This is a genomic window from Methylocystis parvus, from assembly GCF_049675845.1.
Taxonomy (GTDB): domain Bacteria; phylum Pseudomonadota; class Alphaproteobacteria; order Rhizobiales; family Beijerinckiaceae; genus Methylocystis; species Methylocystis parvus_A.
Genome location: NZ_CP187161.1, coordinates 315,704 through 337,956 on the forward strand (window position 1 = coordinate 315,704; position 22,253 = coordinate 337,956).

The window sequence follows — 22,253 nt, forward strand, 5'->3', positions numbered from 1 at the left end:
CGCCGATGACGATGAAGCTGGAAGACTGGTCCGCCGAGGCGACTGCGATTGATTTCGTGGACAAGGGCCGCTGGCCGCAGGTCAAGGACGGCCTGCCGGCGGTCGTCGCCGCGCTCGCATCCGCGACCGGGTTCGAGGGAAAGCCCGGGAGCCAGCTCATCGTTCCGGCGCTGGACGGCGCTCCGGCGCGGGTCCTGTTCGGCGTCGAGGAGGCGGACGCAAGGAAGCGCGATCCTTTCCTCGCCGGCAAGCTCGCTTCCTTGCCCGCTGGACTCTATCGCTTCGGTGACGGCGTCGCCGATCCGCAGCAGGCCGCGCTCGCCTTTTTGCTCGCCAGCTATTCCTTCACGCGCTACTCCGCGGCGAAAGGCGAGAAGGCCCGCCTCTGCGCGCCCGAGGGAATCGACCGCGCGCGCGTCGAGCGCATCGCCAGCGCCGTCGCTCTGGGACGCGATCTCGTCAACACACCCGCGAACGACATGGGGCCCGAGGCTCTGGCCGAAGCCGCTCTGGCGCTCGCCGCGAAGCATGGCGCCCAGTCCCGGGCCATCGTCGGCGACGCGCTTCTCGCCGAGAATTTCCCCCTGATCCACGCGGTCGGCCGCGCCTCGGCGCAGGCGCCGCGGCTCGTGGAGTTCACGCATGGACCCGAAGACGGGCTGAAAGTGACTCTCGTCGGCAAGGGCGTCTGCTACGACACGGGCGGGCTCGACATCAAACCGTCCTCCGCCATGGCGCTCATGAAGAAGGATATGGGCGGCGCGGCGACGACGCTGGCGCTCGCCTCGATGCTCATGGACGCCAACATTCCCGTTCGGCTGCGCGTGCTCCTGCCGATCGTCGAGAACTCGATCTCTGCGAACGCCTTCCGCACGGGCGACATCTATCGCAGCCGCAAGGGCCTCACGGTCGAGATCGGCAATACGGATGCTGAGGGCCGTCTGATCCTTGCCGATTCGCTCGCTTACGCCAGTGAAGATGAGCCGGATCTACTTTTCAACTTTGCGACGCTGACCGGCGCCGCGCGCGTGGCGCTGGGGCCGGAGTTGCCGCCTTTCTATACGGGCGACGACGCGCTTGCCGAAGAGATCGCCGCCCATGGCCGCGCCGTGAACGACCCCGTCTGGCGCCTGCCGCTTTGGGACAATTACGATAGCGGCCTCGACGGCAAGATTTCCGATCTCGTCAGCGTCACGAGCGGCGGATTTTCGGGCTCCATCGTCGCGGCGCTGTTCCTGCGCCGCTTCGTCGCCGATCCCGCGCGCTGGGCGCATTTCGACGTCTATTGCTGGAATCCCTCGACCAAGCCTGGCCGCCCCGAAGGCGGCGAGGTGCAGAGCGCGCGGCTGCTTTATCAACTGATCGAAGATCGCGCGACGCGTGGAAAGGCTTGAGATTTTGAGCGAGACATTCGACCGGCGGCTCACGCCGGCGCGGCCCGACCTTGCGGCCGCCTATCTGAAGGGCCGCGTCACGGCGGATCGTTACGTCGAAGGCGCCGTGATGGAAGTGAAGGAGGGCGTCGTCGATCTGCGTCGCGAACCGCGCCCCGACTGTCCCATCGACACGCAGGCGCTCTATGGCGAGCGCGTCACCGTCTATGACGAAGAGGAGGGCTGGGCCTGGGCGCAGCTCGATCGAGATGGGTATGTCGGCTGGATCGCGGCGAACGCGCTCTGGAGCGCCTTGCGCACGCCGACCCATCGCGTCTGCGTGCCGCGCACCTTCGTCTATCCGGCGGCGAGCATCAAGCAGCCGCCCTTGCTTGCGCTGCCGCTGAGCGCCGAAGTCGAGATCGTCGACGAGCGCGAGAACTTCTATGTAATGCGAGATCTTGGCTTCATCTGGCGCCCGCATCTCGCGCCGCTGGGGCTGCTGGCGGCTGATTTCGTCTCCGTGGCCGAGACCCTGATGGGCGCGCCCTATCTTTGGGGCGGCAAGTCGTCGATTGGCGTCGATTGTTCCGGCCTCGTCCAGATTTCGCTCGCCGCCGCCGGCAAGAAGGCGCCGCGCGACAGCGACATGCAGGAGGCGCGGCTCGGAAAGCCGGTCGAGATCGGCGCCCCGTTGCAGCGTGGCGACCTTATTTTCTGGAAGGGCCATGTCGGCGTCATGCGCGACGCGACGACGCTGCTTCACGCCAACGGCACGCATATGCTCGTCTCGAGCGAACCGCTCGAACTGGTTCGCGCGCGCAATCTGAACGCGGGGGCGGGAGACATTACGGCTGTGAAGCGCCTGGAAGGCTAGGGCGCCGGATGTCGAAGCTTGTCTATTTCGACGATCTCGTCGTCGGCCAGCGTTTCGAGTCGTCGTCGGTCGAGATGACCGAGGAAAGCCTGATCCGCTTTTCGCGCGAGAACGATCCGCAGTTTTTTCACGTCGATCCCGAGGCGGCGAAGGAGAGCATGTTCGGCGGTCTGATCGGCAGCGGCTGGCAGACCGGCGCGCTCACGTTGCGCCTCTTGCTGGAGGGATGCGGGCTGTCCTTCGCGGGCGGCGTCGTGGGCATGGACGCGCATATTTCATGGAAGCGTCCGGTGCGGCCGGGCGATTGCCTGCATATCGAGGGCGAAATCACAAAATTGCGAACGTCGCGCTCCCAGCCGGATAGAGGCTTCGTCACGTTCCGCGCAACGACGCTGAATGGCGACGAAGAGGCTGTGCAGACGATCGAGGCGACGATGCTCGCCTTTCGCGATCCCGCTCGGCGCGGTTGATCAGCGCATTCTGACGAAAGAGCGCATCAGCCGCTTCGTCGCGACGACGCCCGCGACGGCGGGGCCGCGCGTAATATCGGCGTTGGGATTGCCGTTCGAGAAGCCGGCGCCAAAATCCGTCACGACGGAAATGCCGGAGAAGTTCAGGCCGAAACGCCGAGCGAGGATCGCCTCCGGCACGATCGTCCAGCCGAAGATGTCGGCCCCGAGCTGACGCGCGATTTTCGCCTCTGCGGGCGTCTCGAAACTCGGGCCGGAGAACCACATCATGACGCCGTCATGCACGGCGACGCCCGCTGTCGCAGCGGAGGTCTTGACGCGCCGCGCGAGGCGCTTGTCGTAGGCCTCGTTCATATTGACCATGGACTTGCCGCCGGCCGGCGCGCCGATCAGTGGATTGAGCCCCGTGAAGTTGCCCAGCGCAGCAGCTCGACGATCTGGGCCTGCACGCTCATGTCGAGAGCGCTCGTCGGCTCATCGAGCATGACGAATTTCGGCTGCAGGACCATGGCGCGGGCAATGGCGATGCGTTGGCGTTGCCCACCGGAAAACTCATGCGGGTAGCGGTCTTGCGATGCCGGATCGAGGCCGACTGTCCTCGAGCAATTCGCACCATGGCGCGGACGACGCGCGCGGCGCTCGCTGGTCGGATAGCGTTGAGTTCGGCGCGGGCGACGATTTCCCGCCGCTCGTCGATCAGCAGGCCTTCGGCGACGATCTCCGCGACCGACATGCGCGGTGAGAGCGAGCCATAAGGGTCCTGGAAGACGATCTGCATTTCCTTGCGCAACGGGCGCATCTGCTTGTTCGTCAACGCATCGATGCGCTTGCCGACATAGGCAATCGGGCCTTGCGACGAGATCAGCCGAAGGATGGCGAGACCGAGCGTCGTTTTGCCGGAACCCGATTCGCCGACGACGCCCAGGGTCTCGCCGGCACGCAGTTTCATCGACAGCCCGTCGACGGCCTTCACGTAATCGACGGTACGCTGCAACAGGCCTTTTTTGATTGGAAACCAGACTTTGAGATCGTCCGTCTCGACGACGACAGGGCGCGACGGATCGGCCGGAGGCGGCATGCCTTTCGGCTCGGCTTCGAGCAGATGGCGGGTATACGCGTGCTGAGGCGCCGTGAAAATTTGTTCCGTATCGCCGGTTTCGACGATGTCGCCGTTGCGCATGACGTAGACGCGCTCGGCCATGCGCCGCACGATGCCGAGGTCGTGGGTGATGAGCAGCATGGCCATGCCCATCTCTTTCTGAAGCGATTTCAGAAGCTCCAGATCTGCGCCTGCACGGTGACGTCGAGCGCGGTGGTCGGCTCGTCGGCGATCAGCAGGTCGGGCTTGTTGGCGAGCGCCATGGCGATCATCACGCGCTGGCGCTGGCCGCCCGATAATTGATGCGGGTAGGCGTTGAGACGCTTCTCCGGATCGCGAATGCCGACTTTGGTCAGCAGCTCGATGACGCGCTCGCGGGTTTTGGCTTCCGGGAGCAACTGGTGCAGCTTGATGATTTCGCCGACCTGCTTCTCGATGGTGTGGAGCGGATTGAGCGACGTCATCGGCTCCTGAAAAATGATCGAGATGCGGCGGCCGCGAATTTCTCGCAGCTCCGTGCCGGACATTTTCAGGATGTTGCTGCCGCCGAATAAAATCTCACCCGAGGGATGAGATGCCGAGTGCGGAAGCAGGCGCAGGATCGACATCGCCGAGACGGTTTTGCCGGAGCCCGACTCGCCAACCAGCGCGACCGTCTCGCCTCTGTCGATGTGGAACGAAACGCCGTTGACGACGCGCGTCAGGTCGGCGCCGTCGCCGAATGCGACGGACAGGTTGCGCACGTCGATGAGGGGGCGGATGTGACATCAGCTTTTGGCCCTGAACGATTTGCGCGGATCGAGGGCGTCGCGCACGGCTTCGCCGATGAAGATGGCGAGCGAGAGGATGATCGACACGGCGATAAAGCCCGAGATGCCGAGCCATGGCGCTTCGAGATGCTTCTTGCCCTGAAGCAAAAGCTCTCCGAGCGATGGCGATCCCGGCGGCATGCCTAACCCGAGGAAGTCGAGAGCAGTCAGCGTCGCGATCGACGGAGAGGATGAACGGCAAGAACGTCAGGGTCGCGACCATGGCGTTCGGCAGCAGGTGCTTGAACATGATCTGCCAGTCGGAAAGGCCGAGTGCCCGCGCCGCGCGGACATATTCGAGGTTGCGGCCGCGCAGGAATTCGGCGCGGACGAGGCCAACGAGGGACGTCCACGAGAAGATCATCAAGATGCCGAGCAGGGTCCAGAAGCCTGGCACGAAGAGCGACGACAGGATCAGCAACACGAACAGCTCGGGGATCGAGTTCCAGATTTCGAGCAGGCGCTGGAAGATCAAGTCGACGCGGCCGCCGAAATAGCCCTGCACCGCGCCGGCGACGATGCCGACCGCTGACGACACGATCGTCAGGATGAGGCCGAAGAGCACGGAGATGCGGAAGCCGTAGATGCAGTGCGCGCGACGACGTCGCGGCCCTGATCGTCGAGTGCCGAGCCAGTTTGTGTTGCCGAATTCGTTATAGCGCGCGCAGCCGCGATTGGGCATCGCCGAGCCAGCGACGAGGCCCATGGCGGCGGCGATTTCGCATTGCTTCTGCGTCAGCATCCAGGTCGGCGGCGAGGGCGCGGGCGTCGGCAGTTCGAGGTTATGGGTGTCGTAGGAATAGCGGATGGCGGCCACAGCATCCAGCCGTGCGCGTTGATCTCGTTCTGAATGTCGGGCGTGCGATAATCGGTAATGGCGAGGAAGCCGCCGAATTTGTCCTCGGGATAATCGACGAGGACGGGGAACAGGATTTCGCCCTTGTAGCTGACGATCAGCGGCCGATCGTTGGCGACGAACTCGGCGAAGAGCGAGACGACGAACAGGATCGAGAAGACCACGAACGACCGATAGCCGCGCTTGTTCGCCTTGAAATTCGCTCCCAGCGGCGCTGGTCGAGCGGCGACAGGCGAAAAAGGCGCCGCCACCAGTATGTCTTGGCCTGTTCTGGCGGTGATGCCACCGTCCCGGGCGTGTTGTCGGCGCGTTGATCCATCGTCATACCTCGCGCGATTCAAAGTCGATGCGCGGATCGACGAGGGTGTAGACGAAGTCGGAAAGGATGCCGACGAACAGTCCCACGAGCGCGAAGATGTAGAGCGACGCGAAGACCACCGGATAGTCGCGGTTCACGATGCTCTCGAAGGAGAGAAGTCCCAGCCGTCGAGAGAGAAGATCGTCTCGATCAGCACGGAGCCGCCGGAGAAGAAGGCGCTGATGAAGGCCGACGGAAAGCCGGCGATGACGATGCAGCATGGCATTGCGGAAGACATGGCCATAGAGCACGCGGTTTTCGGTCAGGCCCTTCATCCGCGCGCGCGGCGACGACGTATTGCTTGCGGATCTCGTCGAGGAACGAGTTCTTGGTCAGGAACGTCATCGCCGTGAACGAGCCGACGGCCATCGCGATCATCGGCAGCACGAGATGCCAGAGGTAGTCCGTGATCTTTCCGAACAGCGACAGCTGATCCCAGTTATCGGAGAAGAGGCCGCGCGACGGGAACCACTGTAAGAACGACGAGCCCGCAAACAGCACGATCAGCAGCATGGCGAACAGGAAGCTCGGGATCGCATAGCCGACGACCATGAGGTTCGACGTCCACATGTCGAACCGCGTTCCGTCGCGCACCGCCTTGCGGATGCCGAGCGGAATGGAGATCAATAGGAGAGCAGCGTCATCCAGATGCCGAGCGAGATGGAGACGGGGAGCTTCTCGCCGATGAGCTTGATGACGCTTTCGTCGCGGAAATAGCTCCGGCCGAAATCGAACATGGCGTAGTTCTTCACCATCAGCAGGAAGCGCTCCATGCCGGCTTGTCGAAGCCGAACTGCTTCTCGAGCTCTGCAATGAATTTCGGATCGAGGCCCTGCGCGCCGCGATATTTGGAGGCGCTTTCAGCGGCCATCGGCCCGCCTGCGTGCCTTGCCCTGGCCGACGTCGCCGCCGCCGCCGGAGAAGCGCGAGGTCGCGCCGACGTCGAAGCCCTGAAGCTGCGCGATGATGCGCTCGACCGGGCCGCCCGGCGCGAACTGCACGATGGCGAAGGAGATGAGCATGATGCCGAGGATCGTCGGGATCATCAGCAGCACGCGGCGTGCGATATAGGCGCCCATCGGTCAGCGTCCGTTGAAGTTGATCTTTTTCGCCTTCTCGTCGTCCCACCACCAGGTCGAGATGACGCCCGTGTCGAATTTCGGCGCGCGCTCGGGCTTGCCGAAGAGGTCCCAATAGGCGAGGCGATGGACCGGATTATACCAGTGCGGGATCCAGTAGCGCTGCGAGCGCAGCGCGCGGTCGAGCGCGCGGCAGCAGGCGACGAGGTCTTCGCGCGTTTGGGCCTGCAAGGCCTTGTCGACCAGCGCGTCCACGGCGGGGTTGGAAACCCCCGCGAGATTGCGCGCGCCGTTCACATTCGCCGTCTTGGAGCTGAAATAGGCGCGCAACTCCTCACCCGGATTCCAGGACATCAGCATCACGTCGTGAACGATGTCGAAGTCGAAATCCTCAAGCCTCTTTTTGTACTGAGCGGCGTCGACGATGCGGATTTTCGCGGTCACGCCAAGGAGCTTGAGGTTCTTGATGAAGGGCTGCGTGTGACGTTCGAAGACGTTCGAATTGTCGAGGAACTCGAATTCGAGCGGCGCCCCGTCGGGCAGGAGCAGGACGCCGTCCTTGCGCGTGCAGCCGGCGGCGGCGAAGAGATCGGCCGCCTTTTTCAGCAAGGCGCGGTCCTGCCCTGACCCGTCCGAGACCGGCGACATGAAGGGTTCGCCGAAGACTTCGGCTGGCAACTGATCGCGATAGGGTTCCAGCAAGACCTTCTCGGCTTCGCTCGGCAGGCCCTTCGCGGCAAGCTCCGAATTCTCGAAGTAGGACGAGATGCGCTTATAGGCGTCGTACATCAGGTTGCGGCTCGTCCATTCGTAATCGAAGGCGTAGCCGATCGCCTCGCGCACGCGCGGGTCCGCGAATTTCTTGCGGCGCGTGTTGAACATCCAACCCTGAATGTTCGGAATGTTGTTGCTGGGCATGGTCGTGCGCTTCACGCGCCCGTCCTTGAAGGCGGGGAAGTCGTAGCCCGTCGCCCAGACGCGCGCGATGTTCTCTTCGCGCTCGGTGAAAGCGCCGGCCTTGAAGGCCTCGAACGCCACCTGACTGTCGCCAAAATATTCGAAGCGGATCGTGTCGAAATTGTTCTGGCCGACGGCGATGGGCAGATCCTTCGCCCAATAGTCCGGCACGCGGTTGAAGGCGATGAAACGCCCTTGGTCGAACTGGCCGACCTTGTAGGCGCCGGAACCGAGCGGCGGCTCCAGCGTCGTCGCCTCGAAGTCCTTGTCCTTGTAATAGGCCTTCGAGAAGATGGGCTGGTTCGCGACGTTGAGCGGCAGGTCGCGCGTGCGGCCGGGCGCGAAATTCACCACCAGAATGTCGTCGGCTTGCGCCGTCGCGCTTTCGACGTCGCGCAGCATTTGGCTGATGACCGGATGCCCCTTTTCCTTGAGGATGTTGAGCGAGAAGGCGGCGTCATGCGCCGTGAGCGGCGAGCCGTCTTGGAAGCGCGCTTCCTTGCGCAGCAGGAAGGTGTAGGTGAGCTTGTCCGGCGAGATCCGCACCTTCTTGGCGACGAGCCCGTAATAGGCGTCGCGCTCGTCGAGGCTCTGGGTCATCAGGCTGTCGAAGACGAGCGACATGCCCGTCGCCGGATTGCCGCGCAGGACGTAGGCGTTGAAAGTGTCGTAGGTCGGGCTCGGCGGGGAGAGCGCGAGCGTTCCGCCCTTGGGCGCGTTGGCGTTCACATAGCCGAATTGCTTGAAATCGGCGGGCTCGGCGAGGTCGCCGAAGGTCGATAGACCATGGCTCTCGACCTCGCCGGGGGCGGGCGCCGGCGTCGCTTCAGCGGTCTTCACGCCGCCTTTGGCGAAGGCCCGTGGCGCGAAAGCTGCAGCCGCCCCTAGGGCGCCGGCTCGGATCAGGCGGCGGCGGGAGAACGGGTAGGCGAAGGGAAAGTCAGCCAAAACGACCTCGGGGAGGGAGGGGGACGGCGCATCGCGCGCGCTCTGATTCTACCCAGATTATGTCGGTTTTTGGCGGGCTCGCCAGTGTCTATCCATGCTGCCTGAGGGGCAGGCGCGCCGCCAGGGGCATGCTGGCGAGCGCCTGCATGAATGGTTACGCTCACGCCGCCTCGGCCATGTCCTCGGCGTAGAGCGTCATTTGCCGCGACTGTTCGGGGTCGTAGAGACTAAGGCGCGCCGCGTCGGTCTTGTTGTAGAGCACCGCCGTTGCGCCCACGTCGAGGCGGTCGAGCGCCGCGTCGGCGTCGTCGGCGCTGGTCTTGTCCCACTCCACGAGGAAGACCGTGTAATCCGCTTGCGCGGCAAGGAAGCGCGCGTGCGGCGCCTCGAGCGCCGGCGGGCCGTCGATCACGATGACGTCGAACCATTTGCGCGCCAGTTTGAGCGTCGCGCGGAGCGTCATGCCGCTCATCAGCCCGCCGATCGAGCTTTGGCGCGTCAGGGTGCGGCCGCCATAGGGCAGGAGCGTGTAGCCGTCAGCCGCCTGCTCCACAAGCGCGCGCTTGAGGTCTTCGCCGGACTCGAGAACGTCGAGCAGGCCGTAGGGCGGCTTCGTCACATGGGCGGCGCGATCGGCTTCGATCAGCAGCACGCGGTCGCCGCCTTCCGACAGATAGGCCGCGAGATTCACGGCGATAGTCGAGCGGCCTTCGCCGCGATGCGACGAGGAAACGAGGATGACGACGCTTTCGGCGTCATTCGCCTCGGGCGTGATTTCGGCGCAGAGTTCCGCGAGCCAGGGCGTGAGGTCCGGGACCACCTGGGCGGCATCCGTATCTTCTCCTTGACGGGGCATGGTCGGCAGGAAGCCAAAAACCTGAACGCCGCCGAGCCGTTCCGCCTGCAGCGCGGTCTTCAAGGTCTTGCCGCGCCATTCGCGAATGGCTGCGGCTGCCGTTCCCGCGAGCAGACCGATAAGAGCGCTCACCGCGAGAATGACGATACGGCCGGGCAGGGGCTTGGGAGGCGTCGCGGCCGGCGAGACGATGCGGATGTCGCTCGGCTCGAGGTCTTTTACCTGGCGAAGCTCGCGCTGGCGGTTCAGCAACTGCTCATAGACGGCGCGCTCCGCCTTGGCTTCGCGTTCGAGTTCCGCGAGCTTCACCATCTGCGGACCAAGCTCGCCGCTCTCGGTCTGGGCCTCCTTGAGCTGACGCGCGAGATCGGCTTCGCGTCCTTCTGCCTCCTGATATTCGGCGCGCGCGGTGGACGTCATGCGGCCGATCTCGGCGGTGAGTTGGCGGCGGATGTCGCTGATCTGTGCGTTGAGGCTGACCACTTCCGGATGCTTGGGGCCGAGCACCGTCGACTGATCGGCCGATTGGCGCGACAGGCGCGCATATTCGGCGCGCAGCGAACTGAAGATGGGGGACTGCGCCGCCTGCGGCAGGTTGTTTCCCGCGCTCGGGCCGGCCTTGCGCAGCAGCTCGTAACGGGCGCGGGCCTCGGCGGTCCGGGCGCCGGCGAGCACGAGTTGTTGGTTGAGCTCGTAAACGCGGCGTTCGAGCAGCGTGCTTCCCTGTCCCGCGTCGGTGACTTTCATTTTCGCCTTGAGGTCGGCCGCCGCTTCTTCAGCCTTGCTGACACGCTCTCGAAGTTCCGACAGGCGGCCCTCGATCGTCGCGGCGGTCTTCGCGCTGAGGCCAGAGCGCAGGTTCGACTGATCTTCCAGAATTTTTCTAGCCGTTCCATTCGCCACTTTCGCGGCCTCTTCGGCGGACGGCGCCTTCACGGTGACGTCGATGACATAGGTCGTCCCGCGCCGGGCGATGCTCAGCCGGCTAGAGAGGTTATCGATGGTCGACTGCCTCACCTGATCCTCGGTCGCGCCTTTGCCGGCGAAGACAGGGTCGTGGGTGAGTTCGAGCTGATCGACCACCGAACCGAGAAAAGTCTCGGATTTGGCGATCTGAACGATGCTCTCGATGGCGTTGAAGTCGGAGCCGATATTCGCCAGCACGCCCGAATTCTGAGTCACGCGTGCGGCGCGCGGATCGACCATCAGCACGGCGGTCGCATGATACTGGCGCAGGGTGAAATTGCCGACGAGGAAGGCCGCTCCGGCGACACCGGCGCCCACAGCCGAGATTAGCAGCGCATTGCGCCGCAAGAACAGCGCAAAGCGCTTCAGCAGGCTCAATGGCGAGGGCGGCGCGCCAAAAAGCGGGTTCTGCGCCGGCTGATCGTATCGCGCGGTGGGATACAAGCGGAATCTCACGGTCACTGGGGCGGGCCGGCCCGCTGAACTCTCACGCCCGAGCCGCAACGTAATTGTTTAACCTTAACCCTCTCTTACCGCCTCACTTCATGAGCGCGTCGAGCAGGGGCTGTTTCCATTCGCGCGTGATCTCGTCGGTCAAGGCGAAATCATGGTCGAACTGCCAATAGGCCCATCCCCAGCCGAAGGACTCGGCGGTCCGCGCCAGATGCCGCGTCCAGGCCGCGCGGGAGAGGGGCGGGGCCGAGTCGATGACGCCGAATTCGCCGAGATAGATCGGCCGGCCGGTCTGTCGGGCCCAGTCGGCGACCGGGCGAAGATCGTTCACGACCTTCTCGCGCGACGCTGGAGCGCCCCAGGCGACGCCGTGAACGTCCCGATAATCCGCGCTCCATGGCGCGCCCTGATGCGTGAACCGCATGGGGTTGTAATAGTGGACGGTGACGACGAGCCTCCTGTCGTTGTCAGGCAATTGCAGCTTCGTGACCGCTTCGGGCGCGCCATTATTGAGAGCGGCGACAACGACAATTCGCGTTGGATCGACTCTCCTTATTTCGGAGAGCGCGGCGGAAACGACCGCGTTCCATCCTCCATATTCCATCCGCCAGCCGGGCTCGTTGAGGATTTCGAACGCAACCGAATGCTTCGATCCCGCATATCTCTGCGCGATCTGCCGCCAGAAGGAGGCGAGCCTGCCCTTGCAGCTTTCCGGCTCGCTGTCACAACTGTCGCTGTCATGCTGGTCGAGAACGACCCATAGCCCCTCCGCCGCCGCCTGGTCGAGCACGCCGTCGAGCCGGCGCAGAACCTTTTCGTCGAGTTTTCCGTTGCGACCGGCATGTTGCAGGCCGAAGAAATTGACGCGCACATGGTCGAAGCCGGCGTCGCGTATCCGTTTCATGTCCACGCCCAGCCGGAAGGGATTGTCGACTTCACCCTTCCAGAGGCCGTCATAGCCCAAAATGTTCACGCCACGGCGCAGATGGCGGATCAGGCTTTCGCCGGCCTCTTCCGCGCAGGCTGCGCTCGCCAGGCTGGCGGCGAAGAGAGCGGCCGGGATGAGCGCGCGCGACGGGCGTATCCTCACCTCGCGCTCCTGCGCAGGCGACGCGAACTGGAAGCAGGCGGCGCGCTTTCTTGCGCGTCATGCACGGGGGAGGCGGGTCTTGCGAAGGTCATCGCCAGGATCATGGTGAGCATCGTTGTCCTGAAATTCGTCGACCGCAGAAAGAAGGTTTCCGTGAAATCGATGAGGAACAGCAGGAAGGTGAAGGCCAGCCCGAAGGATGTGTAACGCTCGGGATAGTAGCGCGCTCGCGCGATGTCGTTCGCCCGAAGGCCGAAGAACAGATAGCTGAGCAGGAAGAGACCGTAGCCGACGAAGCCCGTCTCGACGAGAATGTTGATATAGCCGCTGTGGTAATTGTCGAGAAACCAGGAATAGCGCTCAAGATACAGCGCTTTCACCCAATCGAGCGTCCAGAAACCGTTCAGCCCGTAACCCAGCCATGGATGCATCCATATGTAGCGCAGGGCGTGTTGCCAGATGAAAGTGCGCTCCGTGAAGTCCAAAGCGACCCCATATATAACGAGATAGCGGTTCTGGGTGTAAAGAAGATCGGCGATCAGCGCCGCCGCGACGAGCCCCATCAAAAATGGGACATAGGCCATCATTCGCGCGAAGCCGGGCGAGAGCCGCATGATGTAAAGCGAAACGAGGGCCGCAACAGCGAGCGCGCCGCCGCCGCGCGAGCCTGACGCGACCACGCAAATGACGGCGACGAGCGCAGACAGCCAGTAATAGGGGCTGCGCGCGCCATTCATCATAAGGTAGCTCGCCTGAAACAATTGCACCGCGCCGACGACGCCGAGCGTTTGCTTGGAGATGAAGACGCCGTTCCATTGCCCGGCATGTTGCCATGTGTCCTGTAGGCCGATGCTGGGAAAGGCGAGCGAAACGATGCAAGAGGCGACGCCGACCAGGAACAGCCCGTCATGGGTGCGGGCGACGATCTCTTCCCAGTCGAGCATCAGCGTCAGACGCCATGAGCCCCACAACACAATGAGCAGCGCAACGCATTTCGGCGCGCTGGCCGCGACGTTCTGCGACCAGAGAAAGGAGAGAAGAGCAAGCCCGTAGAAAGCAAGGTTGACATAGAGGCCGACGGTCCATTCGACCACCAGCCGCTGCGGCGCGAAATAGCTTGCCCCAATGATGACGAGCCAGGCGAGCAGGCCGAGATATTGCTGGACGGCGGATCCTTCGCCACCCGGCACCAGCTGGGGATGAAAATCCCCGTTGAGAAGAACTGCGATGGCGAAGAGCGACGCTCTGATCGCGAGCATCGCCCAATAGGACGCGAAGGCGCGCGACTCCTCGGCCAGAAGGGCGCGTCTCGAAGGCGGCTCCTCGAGCGCGAGCGCTTTCATACTGCGTTGCATTCACTTGGCCGTGTCTGCGCTGGGCGTGCTCGCCGAGGGGGTAGCGCAGAGGCGCATTTTCGGTCGCTTAAGCTAATTTTCGGTAAAAATCTCCGGTCGCCGCGCCGCCGGAGAGACGCGCGGCTCCGACCCGCTTTTTCCGGCTACCGAAGCGATAACCATCATGCCGTATCTTCGTGGCGGGGACGGTTGAGGTCGAGTATCTCCGTATTTTCGGAAAATGCCGTCTATCGGGCGTTCTGAGGAGCTTCGATGTCCGACAAGGTTATCGTCAGCGTGGTGATCCCCGCCTACAACGCGGCGGGTTTTCTCGCGAATGCGGTCGCTTCCTTGCAGGCGCAGACGCTGACGGCCTGGGAGGCGATCATCGTCGACGACGCCTCGACCGATGACACCGTCGCGGTCGCTGAACGTTTCGCTGAGGTCGACACTCGCGTCCGAGTCCTTAAGCAGGCGCAGAATGGCGGCCCAAGCGCCGCGCGAAACGCTGGATTTGCGGTGGCGCGCGGGGATTGGATCGCGCTGCTCGACGCCGACGACGTTTATCTCCCCGAGCGGCTGAGCAGCATGATCGCCGCCGCCGAGCGGCTTGGCGCCGACATGTTGGCGGATAATCAATGGCTGAGAGACCCGTCTCTCGGCGCGATCGTGCGTTCGGGACTGCCGAGGAGCGGCGGGCCGAAAAAGATCTCCCTCACGGAATTCTATCTCAAGAGCCTCTCGGCGAGCGGCTTTGACCTCGGGACGCTGAAGCCGATCTTCCGCAAATCCTTTCTTGCGCAGGCGGGGATCCAATATCGGTCGTTTCGCTATGGCGAGGATTTCGTATTCTTCGCCGAGCTTCTGGCGCTCGGCGCGCAAGCCTGGCGCATTCCCGAGCCCTACTACGTCTATACGCTGACGGTGAGCGAGGTTGACGGAAACAAATCCGCGTCGTCGCGCACTCTGACGAATTACGATTTGCTTCTCATCGGCAGCAATTCGATCATGGACCGGTATGAAGCCCGGTTGTCGGAGACCGAGAAGGCGGCGATCCGCACTCGCGCCTTCTTCATCGAGGAGTACAAGTCGGCGACGGTCTTCAAGGACCAGCGGCGGCGGAAGCAATATCTTCGGATGCTCGCGACATTGCTGCAGCATCCTTTCATCGTGGTCATGATCCTCCGCGGCATACGCTGGCGCCTGCGCGCCATGCTTCCAGATCAAAGGTTCGTCCCAACGTGAGCGTCGCGCGTCTTACCGCCAAGAGCAGCCTGTGGAATCTCGCCTCCAATCTCGGGCAGCAGATCCTCAATTTCCTTTTCTTCGTCTATACGGCGCGCCTTCTGGAGCCGTCGGCCTTTGGCCTGATGGCGCTGGCGCTGGTTTTCGTCGACACTTTCGCCGTGCTGGGACGCGGAGGGCTGGTCGAGGCGAGCGTGCAGCGCGAGCGCGTATCTGACGAGTTGCAAAACCAGATCTTCTGGTTCCTGCAACTCGTCGGCCTGTCTGCGTCTCTCGCGCTTTACGTCGGCGCTTTCGGCCTCGCCAACGCTTTCGGGCATCCTGAACTCGCGGACGCACTACGCTGGCTGTCGCCCGTATGCCTTCTGTTGAACGCATCGGCCGTGCCGGAAGCACGCCTCCAGCGCGAATTTGGCCATGACGCCATCGCTCGCAGCACCCTTTGGGGGGTGACGACAGGCGGCGTCGTCGGCGTCATCGCCGCCTTCCAGGGTTACGGCGTCCTCGCGCTCGTGTTCCAGAAGCTCGCCTCGGTCGTCGTGCAGTGCGCGCTGATGTGGCGCCAGGAGAGTTGGCGGCCCGGAGCGCCGTCCTTGACCTTCGCGCGCGAGCTTCGGCAGCTCCTGCGCATGGGGCTCGAAGTGACGAGCGCCAATCTGGTGCTCATGCTGAATTCCAAACTGATGGATCTGCTGGTGGGCCTGTTCCTCGGACCGACCATGCTCGGCTATCTGCGCACGGCATGGCGCTGCTTCGAACTCGTGCTGCATGTCTGCGTCGATCCGCTCGCCAATGTCTCGCTCGTGACCTTCAGCCGCGTGCGCGACGATCATGGGCGTCTCGTTTCGGCCTATGCTCGCATGGTCGAGATCGCGGCGATCACCATCTTCCCGGTGTTCTTCGGCCTTTCGGCCATCGCGCCTTTGGCGATCCCGCTCGTCTTCGGCGAGCAATGGGCGCCGTCGGCGCCGCTGGTTCAGGCGCTGAGCCTGATCGCCATTGCGGGCACGCCCAATCCGTTCTTCGTGCCCATGATGACCGCGACGAACAATACGCGGCGGCTGACCTTGCAGAGCATGATCCATGTCGTGATCAGCATTCTGCTCACCGCCACGATGAGCCCGCTGGGCGTCATGGCGGTCGCCTGGGCGCAGGTGGTGCGCGCCACGGCGATGACCGGCGTGAGCCTCTGGATGATGCGCGAGAGCGTCGGCATTTCCTACGAGACGACCTGGCGCGCCATGCGTCCGGCGCTTCTCGCCGCTGGCGCTATGGGCGTGGCCGTCGCATGGTTCCTGCAATCCAACGCGCTCGCGCCCTTGACCGGCTGGCCGCTGCTGACGGCGCTCATTGCGCTGGGCGGCGTGATCTACGCGGCGGCGCTGCTGCTCGGCTTCCCGCGGGAAGTCGCTCAGCGTTGGCAGGAGGCGCGGGAGATGCTGCGCGGCCGCGCAGCGTAACGCGCGCGACTACCCGCTCGCGAGCCGCCTGTCGATCCGGTCATGCAGCGCGCGGCGGATCGGCATGAATTTCGGCGTGAAGACCGCGCCGTCGATGCATTCGAGTCGCCCGGCGCGGTTCAGCGTATGCAGGCGGCCGCCCGGCCAGCGTCCGCCGGGTGAGAGGTGGCTCACTGGCGACTGTTCGAAGTTTTCTGCGTCGAGCGCATCGATGCGCATGATCGCGAGGTCCTTGCCGTAGCCGCGGGAACAATCCTGCACCGGACGCAGCAGGGCGCCGTTATGCGACATCACAGCTCCCGCCGGTCGCGCCAGGCGCGCGTCCACGATGACGGGCGATTTTCTATGCGGCTCCCACGGTCCGAAGAGACTCGGCGCATGATGGATGGCGAGCGTATCGGAATAGCCGCCATAGCCGTCGCGAACGACCGATGTCATCCAGTAGCGGCCCCCATGGCGGAAGATCGTCGCGTCCGCCGCTTCGACGCCCTCGACGAGATTGGCGACGGGTTCCCATTTGTCGGGAAAAGCGACGCAGCGATAGAGCGTGATCGCGCCGGAGTTCGACGCCTCCGGAACCATGTAAAGCTCGCCAGCTTCCTCGATCAGAAACGGGTAGGAGAGATGCCAGCGTTCCTTGAGGGCGCAAACCGGCGCGCCGACCGGGCCGGAAGCATCGAAGGGCTGGTAGAAAATCTCGCCGATATTCGTGCGGTAATCCAGCAGTTCATAGAAGACGCCCGTTTGTCCACGCCACTCGATCGGGAAGGGGTCGGCTGAGAAGGCGCCGCCCTGGTCGGGCATCACGCGCCATTCCGGCCCCGATAGCGAGCCGCTTTCAATGACGCCCGGTCCGTCCACATACCGCCAGCCAATGCGCCAATGCGGCGAACGACAGGAGAGATGATAAAGCCATCGCGCACATTGAAAGGCGAAATTGCGCGCGAAAAAGGCAGCGGGATGGCGTGGCTGCCGCTGTATCGGAAAAGGCGCGACGAGCGTGGTCTCGGGAGCGGCGAGCGCCTTCTCGATCAAGACGCAGATTCGGGAATAGACGGCTTCGAGACCGCCGGTCAGTCCGTCTGCGGCCTCGAATGAAGGAACGCCCTCTACGATGCAGGCGCCCGTGGCGGCGTTTTCGACCGCCACTAGGGGCGTCGCGCCGGAGAGGATCGCGGCGACAGCCGCTTGGTCGGTTTCGTGTCCGTCGTAAAGCGGTCGAAGGACCAGGGCGCCGCTCGCCGGGGAGACATCGCCAATAAGGTCGATGACGACGTCGGCGTCCGACTCGAGCGTGGCGTTCGCAGCGGAGGTGTCGACGCGGTCGCAGAGGGTGGGCTTGCCACGCCGGAGCAGCATGCGCTCGAGCGTCAGTAGCTGGCTAACCGCTCCCGGCTGCGCATCGTCTCGCGGATCGAAACGGAAGGCGATCATCGCGTCGGGCCAGCGCGTTGCGAGCCGCTCGCGAAGGCGATCCTGCCAGCGCATGAAGCGCGTGGAAGATACCGCGATGGCGATGCGCTGATATGTCATGCCGTCCGCCTTTCCATGAGGCGGACATAATCTTCGACCATCGCGTCCAAAGGATATCGCTCGGCAAGACGCCGCCCGACGCCCGTCAGCTTCGCGCTGAGTTCCGGATCGCCAAGCACGCGGCGGACGGCGCTGGCGAAAGCCGCCGTGTCGTGCGCATCGACAAAGAGGGCGCAAGGCTCGTCAGCGACCGAGAGGACCTCACGCAGCACCTCGATGTCATTGGCGACGACGGGCGCGCCCGCTTGCGCGGCCTCGACCGGGGCGAGGCCGAATGTCTCCATCGCGCTTGGAAAGACGAAGCAGTCCAGCGCCGCAAGAAAGACGCCGACGCCTTCCGTGTCCAGCTCGCCGAGGAAATGGACGCGGTCTTTAACGCCAAGCTCCATCGCCAGCGCTTCGAGCGCGTCGCGCTCCTTTCCTTGTCCGGCGAGCGCGAGATGCTGGTCGCGGTTCTCCGAGAGAATCCGGATTGCGAGATCGACCTGCTTCATCGCATGCAAGCGCGCGGCGCAGCCGAGGAGCGTGACGTCCTGGGGCAAGCCCAATCTCTGGCGCGCCTCCGTCTTGCCGAGCGGCGCGGACTTGTCGAAGAAGCCGTGAGCGATGCGGGTGATGCGCCTTGCGTAGGACGGCGGATAATCGCCGTACTCCGCCTCCGTTTGGGTGGAATTGACGACGATGTGGTCGTAGAAGCCGATCGTTCCCATGATCTTGTCGAGAAGCGCCACCGGGCGGGGGATCAATTTCGATGACGTGAGCTGGTTGGCGACGAGGATGGAGCGCCCTGCGGCGCGCGCAACCGGGGCCGCGATGACATTTCCGTAATGCTGAAGCATCACCACGGCGTCGGGCTTTTCGCGCCGAAACTCTACATAAAGCGCGCGCAACATTTTCATCACGCCGAACGGAACGGAGGGCCGCTGCCTGGCGCAGAAAAAGACGTTGGGATCGTTGTCGAAGCTTTCAGTGCGGCGGAAGAAAAAAATCTGCCGCACGCGCCAGCCTCGTTTTTCGAAGCCGTGCGCGAGCTGGCGCGCAATCTCCTGCGCGCCGGCGTTTTCCGCCTGAGTTTGAACGATGGCGACGGTTTTCTGACGAGTGGAGCTCAAGGGGGCGCTCGGGAGTGATTTGGGTTGGAGTTTTATAAGGTCCCAGGATTAAACGAGGGCTAAGCCAATGGCGGGTTCTGCGCCAAAGCGCGGCAGGGTTAAGCAACATTGATCGTTCACGAAGATGTAAGTTCGCTTGAAAAGCCGCCGCGAGTTTCCTGTATCTCTCGGCATGAGCCCGAGATATAGCCAAGGCTACAGCCCATGGATGTGAAAGACCTCTCACTCGTCGAACGCGCTTTTATCGGCGGCGCATGGGTCGGGGCGGACAACGGTGGGACATTCGCCGTCACCAATCCGGCCACCGGCGAGACGCTCGGCAGCGCGCCCGATATGGGGGCCGCCGAGACGCGCCGCGCCATCGAGGCGGCGGAGAAGGCGCTGCCGCTCTGGCGGGACCGGCCCGCCAAGGAACGCGCGCAGATCATGCGGCGCTGGTTCGATCTCATCATGGCGGAGCAGGAGCGGCTCGCGCGCATCATCACCGCGGAGCAGGGCAAGCCGCTCTTCGAGGCGCGTGGCGAGATCGCCTATGGCGCCTCTTATATCGACTGGTTCGCGGAGGAGGGCCGCCGCGTCTATGGCGACATTGTGCCGGGTCTCATGGACCGGCGCATTTTGGTGATGAAGCAAGCGGTCGGGGTAACGGCGGCGATCACGCCGTGGAACTTTCCTTCGGCCATGCTGGCGCGCAAGCTCGCCGCGGCGCTCGGCGCGGGCTGCACCATGGTGGTGAAGCCGGCGGAGCTCACGCCCTTCTCGGCGCTGGCGCTCGCAGAGCTCGCCCAGCGCGCGGGCGTGCCGGATGGCGTCGTCAATGTCGTGACGGCGCTCGATCCCGCGCCGGTCGGGCAGGAACTCACCAGCAATCGGATCGTGCGCAAGCTGACTTTCACCGGCTCGACGGAGGTCGGGAAAATCCTTCTACGGCAAGCGGCCGAGAACGTTCAGAAATGTTCGATGGAGCTCGGCGGCAATGCGCCGCTCATCGTCTTCGACGACGCTGATCTCGACCGCGCGGTGAAGGGGGCGATCGCCACCAAATACAGAAATTGCGGTCAAACCTGCATCTCCGCTAACCGCTTTCTCGTGCAGAAGAGTATCGCGGACGCTTTTTCGCAGAGGCTCGCGGAGGCGGCGGGCGCTTTGAAGGTTGGCGTGGGCCTCGATGAGAGCGTCGCCGTCGGTCCCATGATCGAGGAGGCGGCGATCGAGAAAGTCGAGCGCCATATCTCGGACGCCGTCGCACATGGCGCCCGGGTGCTCACCGGCGGCGCGCGCCACGCGCTGGGCGGGCTGTTCTTCGAGCCGACCGTGCTCGCCAATGTGCCGGCGGACGCGCTGATCTTCCGTGAGGAGACATTCGGCCCTGTGGCGCCCGTCATCGCCTTCGAGACGGAAGAGGAGGCCATTCGCCTCGCCAATGCGACGCCTTTTGGACTCGCGGCTTATTTCTATGCGGGCGACGTGGCGCGCATTTTCCGCGTCGCGGAGCGGCTCGAATTCGGCATGGTGGGGGTCAATGAGAGCATTATCACCTCGGAGGCCGCGCCCTTTGGCGGCGTGAAACAATCCGGCCTCGGGCGCGAGGGGTCTCGCTATGGGATCGACGATTATCTGGAGCTGAAATACGTCTGTCTGGGCGGCATGTGAGAAATGAGGGCTTTCGCCCTCACAGGGCCTTGCGGCAGACCGTGCGGGTCACCGTGCCGCGCACGCCGTAGCCATCGTCCGTCTGGGTGACGACGTCGTGGCAGCCCGAGAGGCTCGCGACTTCGGTCGTCTGCGTGGCGGCTTCCGGAACGATCTCGGTCTTGTCTTCCACGGGGATGATGAAGGGCTTCACGCTGGAGCCGGTCGTGGCGGCGATCGGGGCGGCGGCGTCGGTCTTGTGGAAGACGGCCTTGGCGGCGGCGAAGCTCACATTGGCGGCCATGATCGCGAAGGCGATCTTCACGGCGAGAGCGGCGCGCACGGGGCGCGAGGCGAATTTGCGGGCGACGGTCGCGCGGGCGGTTTCAAAGCGTTTCATGGTCCAGGTCCCTTCGTCGGTGCGTTCGTCTTGCGAACGAGACGAGGTTTAGAACCTGGGAGCGTGGAAGTTGGTGCGCTGGCGCACATGATGGGAGCGGAATGCTCGCCTGAGACGGCCGGAAGGCTGTTCGGGCCAGTCCCTTTCGGGAATCATGGAAAGAATAAGCTCACGCTAATGGCGTGAACTTGGCCTTGGAATGCTTGGGCCCTACAGTTGAACCGTGATCGGAATGCAACACGTGCCCATAAACTGGGCGCGAAAGCCCTGTTCCGAAACAAACTTCATTGACTGGTGAGGGGGGCGGCCAAATAAGGTTCTAGAAATACTTAGTCCGCGCTGTTCGGGTAAATGAGGCGAACATGAGAAAACTCTCCACCATTGCTTTTTTGGCGCTGGCCGCCGCACCCGCATTCGCCGCGGATCTGCCCTCCCAGAAGGCTCCCCTGCTTCCCCCGCCGCCGCCGCCTCCGATGTGGACCGGCTTTTATGTGGGTCTGAACGCGGGCGGCACGTGGTCCGGCAGCAGCGCCGTGAACACGGTCGGCTATCCGGGCGCCTGTAGCGCCGGCGTCTTCGGATGTCCGGCCAACTCCTTCGCTTATGCCGGGCTCGCCACCGGCGCGACGCCTGCCGGAACGTCCGCCTTCATCGGCGGCGGCCAGATCGGCTACAATTGGCAGGTCTATAATCAGTTCGTCGTGGGCGTGGAGGCGGACATCCAGGGCGTGGCGTCCTCCCAGGCGAATGGTTCCTACGCGGTGTCGGCGGTCGACTCCGCAACTGGAGCCACCTACGGGAGCATCGTGAACACCGCCCGCTCGCTCGACTATCTCGGCACGGTGCGCGGCCGGCTGGGATGGCTCGCCACGCCGACTTTGCTGATCTACGGCACGGGCGGTCTCGCCTATGGCGGCGTGAACGCCAGCACGACGATCGGCCAGGCCGTCATCGCGCCTCCGGGCCTCGCCGGCACCATCCTTCAGAGCGCCGGCGCGGGCGCGCTGTCCGACACGCGCGTGGGCTGGGCCGCCGGCGGCGGCGTCGAATGGATGTTCTGGCCCAACTGGAGCGCCAAGGTCGAGTATCTCTATTACGATCTCGGAAGCGTCTCCTATGGCTTGAGCCCGATGGTGGCTCGGACGGTCTTCCTGCCGCCCTTCGATATTTTCGGAACGTCTTTCGCGACCTCGTCGGCCCGCTTCAGCGGCAACATCGTTCGCGCTGGCCTGAACTATCACTTCAATTGGGGCGCCGCTGCGCCGATCCTGGCCAAATACTGACGCAGCCAACACTGGGGCAATGCAAGAAGCCGGCTCGCGCCGGCTTCTTCTTTTTCTGGACTG

General features: G+C 64.0%; 15 protein-coding genes and 3 pseudogenes. 7 read left to right on the plus strand and 11 right to left on the minus strand.

Going from position 1 to position 22,253, the window contains the following annotated elements:
* Positions 1-11: 11 nt before the first annotated feature.
* The 3 genes from ACPFMJ_RS01755 to ACPFMJ_RS01765 are packed head-to-tail and all read left to right on the plus strand — an operon-like array spanning position 12 to position 2,720.
* Positions 12-1,394 (plus strand): leucyl aminopeptidase family protein, encoded by a 1,383-nt coding sequence (locus ACPFMJ_RS01755; protein ID WP_424363773.1) that lies wholly within the window; start codon positions 12-14, stop codon positions 1,392-1,394.
* A 4-nt stretch (positions 1,395-1,398) separates the two neighbouring features.
* Positions 1,399-2,250, plus strand: coding sequence for a C40 family peptidase (locus ACPFMJ_RS01760; protein ID WP_424362165.1), 852 nt, complete (start codon positions 1,399-1,401; stop codon positions 2,248-2,250).
* 8 nt (positions 2,251-2,258) lie between these two features.
* Positions 2,259-2,720, plus strand: coding sequence for a MaoC family dehydratase (locus tag ACPFMJ_RS01765; protein ID WP_424362166.1), 462 nt, complete (start codon positions 2,259-2,261; stop codon positions 2,718-2,720).
* On the opposite strand, the gene ACPFMJ_RS01770 is transcribed toward ACPFMJ_RS01765, so the two are convergent.
* The 8 genes and pseudogenes from ACPFMJ_RS01770 to ACPFMJ_RS01805 all read right to left on the minus strand — a co-directional run bounded on the left by ACPFMJ_RS01770 (position 2,721) and on the right by ACPFMJ_RS01805 (position 13,546).
* Positions 2,721-3,083 carry a hypothetical protein gene (locus ACPFMJ_RS01770; RefSeq protein WP_424362167.1) on the minus strand — a complete coding sequence of 121 codons (363 nt, stop codon included), beginning with the start codon at positions 3,081-3,083 and terminating at the stop codon, positions 2,721-2,723.
* A 56-nt stretch (positions 3,084-3,139) separates the two neighbouring features.
* A pseudogene (locus ACPFMJ_RS01775) lies at positions 3,140-4,580 on the minus strand (ABC transporter ATP-binding protein); the annotation flags it as partial.
* A gap of 6 nt (positions 4,581-4,586) precedes the next feature.
* Positions 4,587-5,803: pseudogene (locus ACPFMJ_RS01780) on the minus strand (ABC transporter permease).
* A gap of 2 nt (positions 5,804-5,805) precedes the next feature.
* Positions 5,806-6,921 (minus strand): annotated as a pseudogene (locus tag ACPFMJ_RS01785) (microcin C ABC transporter permease YejB).
* A gap of 3 nt (positions 6,922-6,924) precedes the next feature.
* Positions 6,925-8,826, minus strand: coding sequence for an extracellular solute-binding protein (locus ACPFMJ_RS01790; protein WP_424362168.1), 1,902 nt, complete (start codon positions 8,824-8,826; stop codon positions 6,925-6,927).
* Between the two features lie 160 nt (positions 8,827-8,986).
* On the minus strand, positions 8,987-11,092 hold the full coding sequence (locus tag ACPFMJ_RS01795; RefSeq protein WP_424362169.1) for a GumC family protein: 2,106 nt from the start codon (positions 11,090-11,092) through the stop codon (positions 8,987-8,989).
* 94 nt (positions 11,093-11,186) lie between these two features.
* Positions 11,187-12,191 (minus strand): glycoside hydrolase family 5 protein, encoded by a 1,005-nt coding sequence (locus tag ACPFMJ_RS01800; RefSeq protein ID WP_424362170.1) that lies wholly within the window; start codon positions 12,189-12,191, stop codon positions 11,187-11,189.
* Entirely contained in the window at positions 12,188-13,546 is a 1,359-nt protein-coding gene (locus tag ACPFMJ_RS01805) for an O-antigen ligase family protein (protein WP_424362171.1), read from the minus strand. Before ACPFMJ_RS01805 ends, ACPFMJ_RS01800 begins: the two co-directional genes overlap by 4 nt.
* 252 nt (positions 13,547-13,798) lie before the next feature.
* On the opposite strand from ACPFMJ_RS01805, the gene ACPFMJ_RS01810 reads away from it, so the two are divergent.
* Both ACPFMJ_RS01810 and ACPFMJ_RS01815 read left to right on the plus strand, forming a co-directional pair.
* Positions 13,799-14,770 carry a glycosyltransferase family 2 protein gene (locus ACPFMJ_RS01810; RefSeq protein ID WP_424362172.1) on the plus strand — a complete coding sequence of 324 codons (972 nt, stop codon included), beginning with the start codon at positions 13,799-13,801 and terminating at the stop codon, positions 14,768-14,770.
* Positions 14,767-16,230, plus strand: coding sequence for a lipopolysaccharide biosynthesis protein (locus tag ACPFMJ_RS01815; protein ID WP_424362173.1), 1,464 nt, complete (start codon positions 14,767-14,769; stop codon positions 16,228-16,230). Before ACPFMJ_RS01810 ends, ACPFMJ_RS01815 begins: the two co-directional genes overlap by 4 nt.
* A gap of 9 nt (positions 16,231-16,239) precedes the next feature.
* Here the strand turns inward: ACPFMJ_RS01815 and ACPFMJ_RS01820 are convergent, their stop codons facing one another.
* Positions 16,240-17,763 carry a glucosamine inositolphosphorylceramide transferase family protein gene (locus tag ACPFMJ_RS01820; RefSeq protein ID WP_424362174.1) on the minus strand — a complete coding sequence of 508 codons (1,524 nt, stop codon included), beginning with the start codon at positions 17,761-17,763 and terminating at the stop codon, positions 16,240-16,242.
* A complete protein-coding gene (locus ACPFMJ_RS01825; RefSeq protein ID WP_424362175.1) occupies positions 17,760-18,875 on the minus strand; it encodes a glycosyltransferase family 4 protein in 1,116 nt (371 codons plus the stop codon). Before ACPFMJ_RS01825 ends, ACPFMJ_RS01820 begins: the two co-directional genes overlap by 4 nt.
* A gap of 204 nt (positions 18,876-19,079) precedes the next feature.
* On the opposite strand from ACPFMJ_RS01825, the gene ACPFMJ_RS01830 reads away from it, so the two are divergent.
* On the plus strand, positions 19,080-20,528 hold the full coding sequence (locus ACPFMJ_RS01830) for an NAD-dependent succinate-semialdehyde dehydrogenase (protein WP_424362176.1): 1,449 nt from the start codon (positions 19,080-19,082) through the stop codon (positions 20,526-20,528).
* 19 nt (positions 20,529-20,547) lie between these two features.
* Here ACPFMJ_RS01830 and ACPFMJ_RS01835 read toward each other — a convergent pair whose 3' ends face one another.
* The gene (locus ACPFMJ_RS01835) at positions 20,548-20,907 is read right to left on the minus strand and encodes a hypothetical protein (RefSeq protein ID WP_424362177.1); all 360 of its coding nucleotides are present in this window, start codon (positions 20,905-20,907) and stop codon (positions 20,548-20,550) included.
* A gap of 362 nt (positions 20,908-21,269) precedes the next feature.
* Between ACPFMJ_RS01835 and ACPFMJ_RS01840 the strand changes: the two genes are divergently transcribed.
* The gene (locus ACPFMJ_RS01840; RefSeq protein ID WP_424362178.1) at positions 21,270-22,190 is read left to right on the plus strand and encodes an outer membrane protein; all 921 of its coding nucleotides are present in this window, start codon (positions 21,270-21,272) and stop codon (positions 22,188-22,190) included.
* The last annotated feature ends 63 nt before the right edge of the window (positions 22,191-22,253 follow it).

Bases quoted from the DNA above. Each gene is read 5' to 3' on its own strand.
- ACPFMJ_RS01765 (WP_424362166.1), top strand. From the start codon at position 2,259: ATGTCGAAGCTTGTCTATTTCGACGATCTCGTCGTCGGCCAGCGTTTC.
- ACPFMJ_RS01755 (WP_424363773.1), top strand. From the start codon at position 12: ATGAAGCTGGAAGACTGGTCCGCCGAGGCGACTGCGATTGATTTCGTG.
- ACPFMJ_RS01810 (WP_424362172.1), top strand. From the start codon at position 13,799: ATGTCCGACAAGGTTATCGTCAGCGTGGTGATCCCCGCCTACAACGCG.
- ACPFMJ_RS01770 (WP_424362167.1), bottom strand. From the start codon at position 3,083: ATGGTCAATATGAACGAGGCCTACGACAAGCGCCTCGCGCGGCGCGTC.
- ACPFMJ_RS01835 (WP_424362177.1), bottom strand. From the start codon at position 20,907: ATGAAACGCTTTGAAACCGCCCGCGCGACCGTCGCCCGCAAATTCGCC.
- ACPFMJ_RS01805 (WP_424362171.1), bottom strand. From the start codon at position 13,546: ATGCAACGCAGTATGAAAGCGCTCGCGCTCGAGGAGCCGCCTTCGAGA.
- ACPFMJ_RS01820 (WP_424362174.1), bottom strand. From the start codon at position 17,763: ATGACATATCAGCGCATCGCCATCGCGGTATCTTCCACGCGCTTCATG.
- ACPFMJ_RS01830 (WP_424362176.1), top strand. From the start codon at position 19,080: ATGGATGTGAAAGACCTCTCACTCGTCGAACGCGCTTTTATCGGCGGC.
- ACPFMJ_RS01840 (WP_424362178.1), top strand. From the start codon at position 21,270: ATGAGAAAACTCTCCACCATTGCTTTTTTGGCGCTGGCCGCCGCACCC.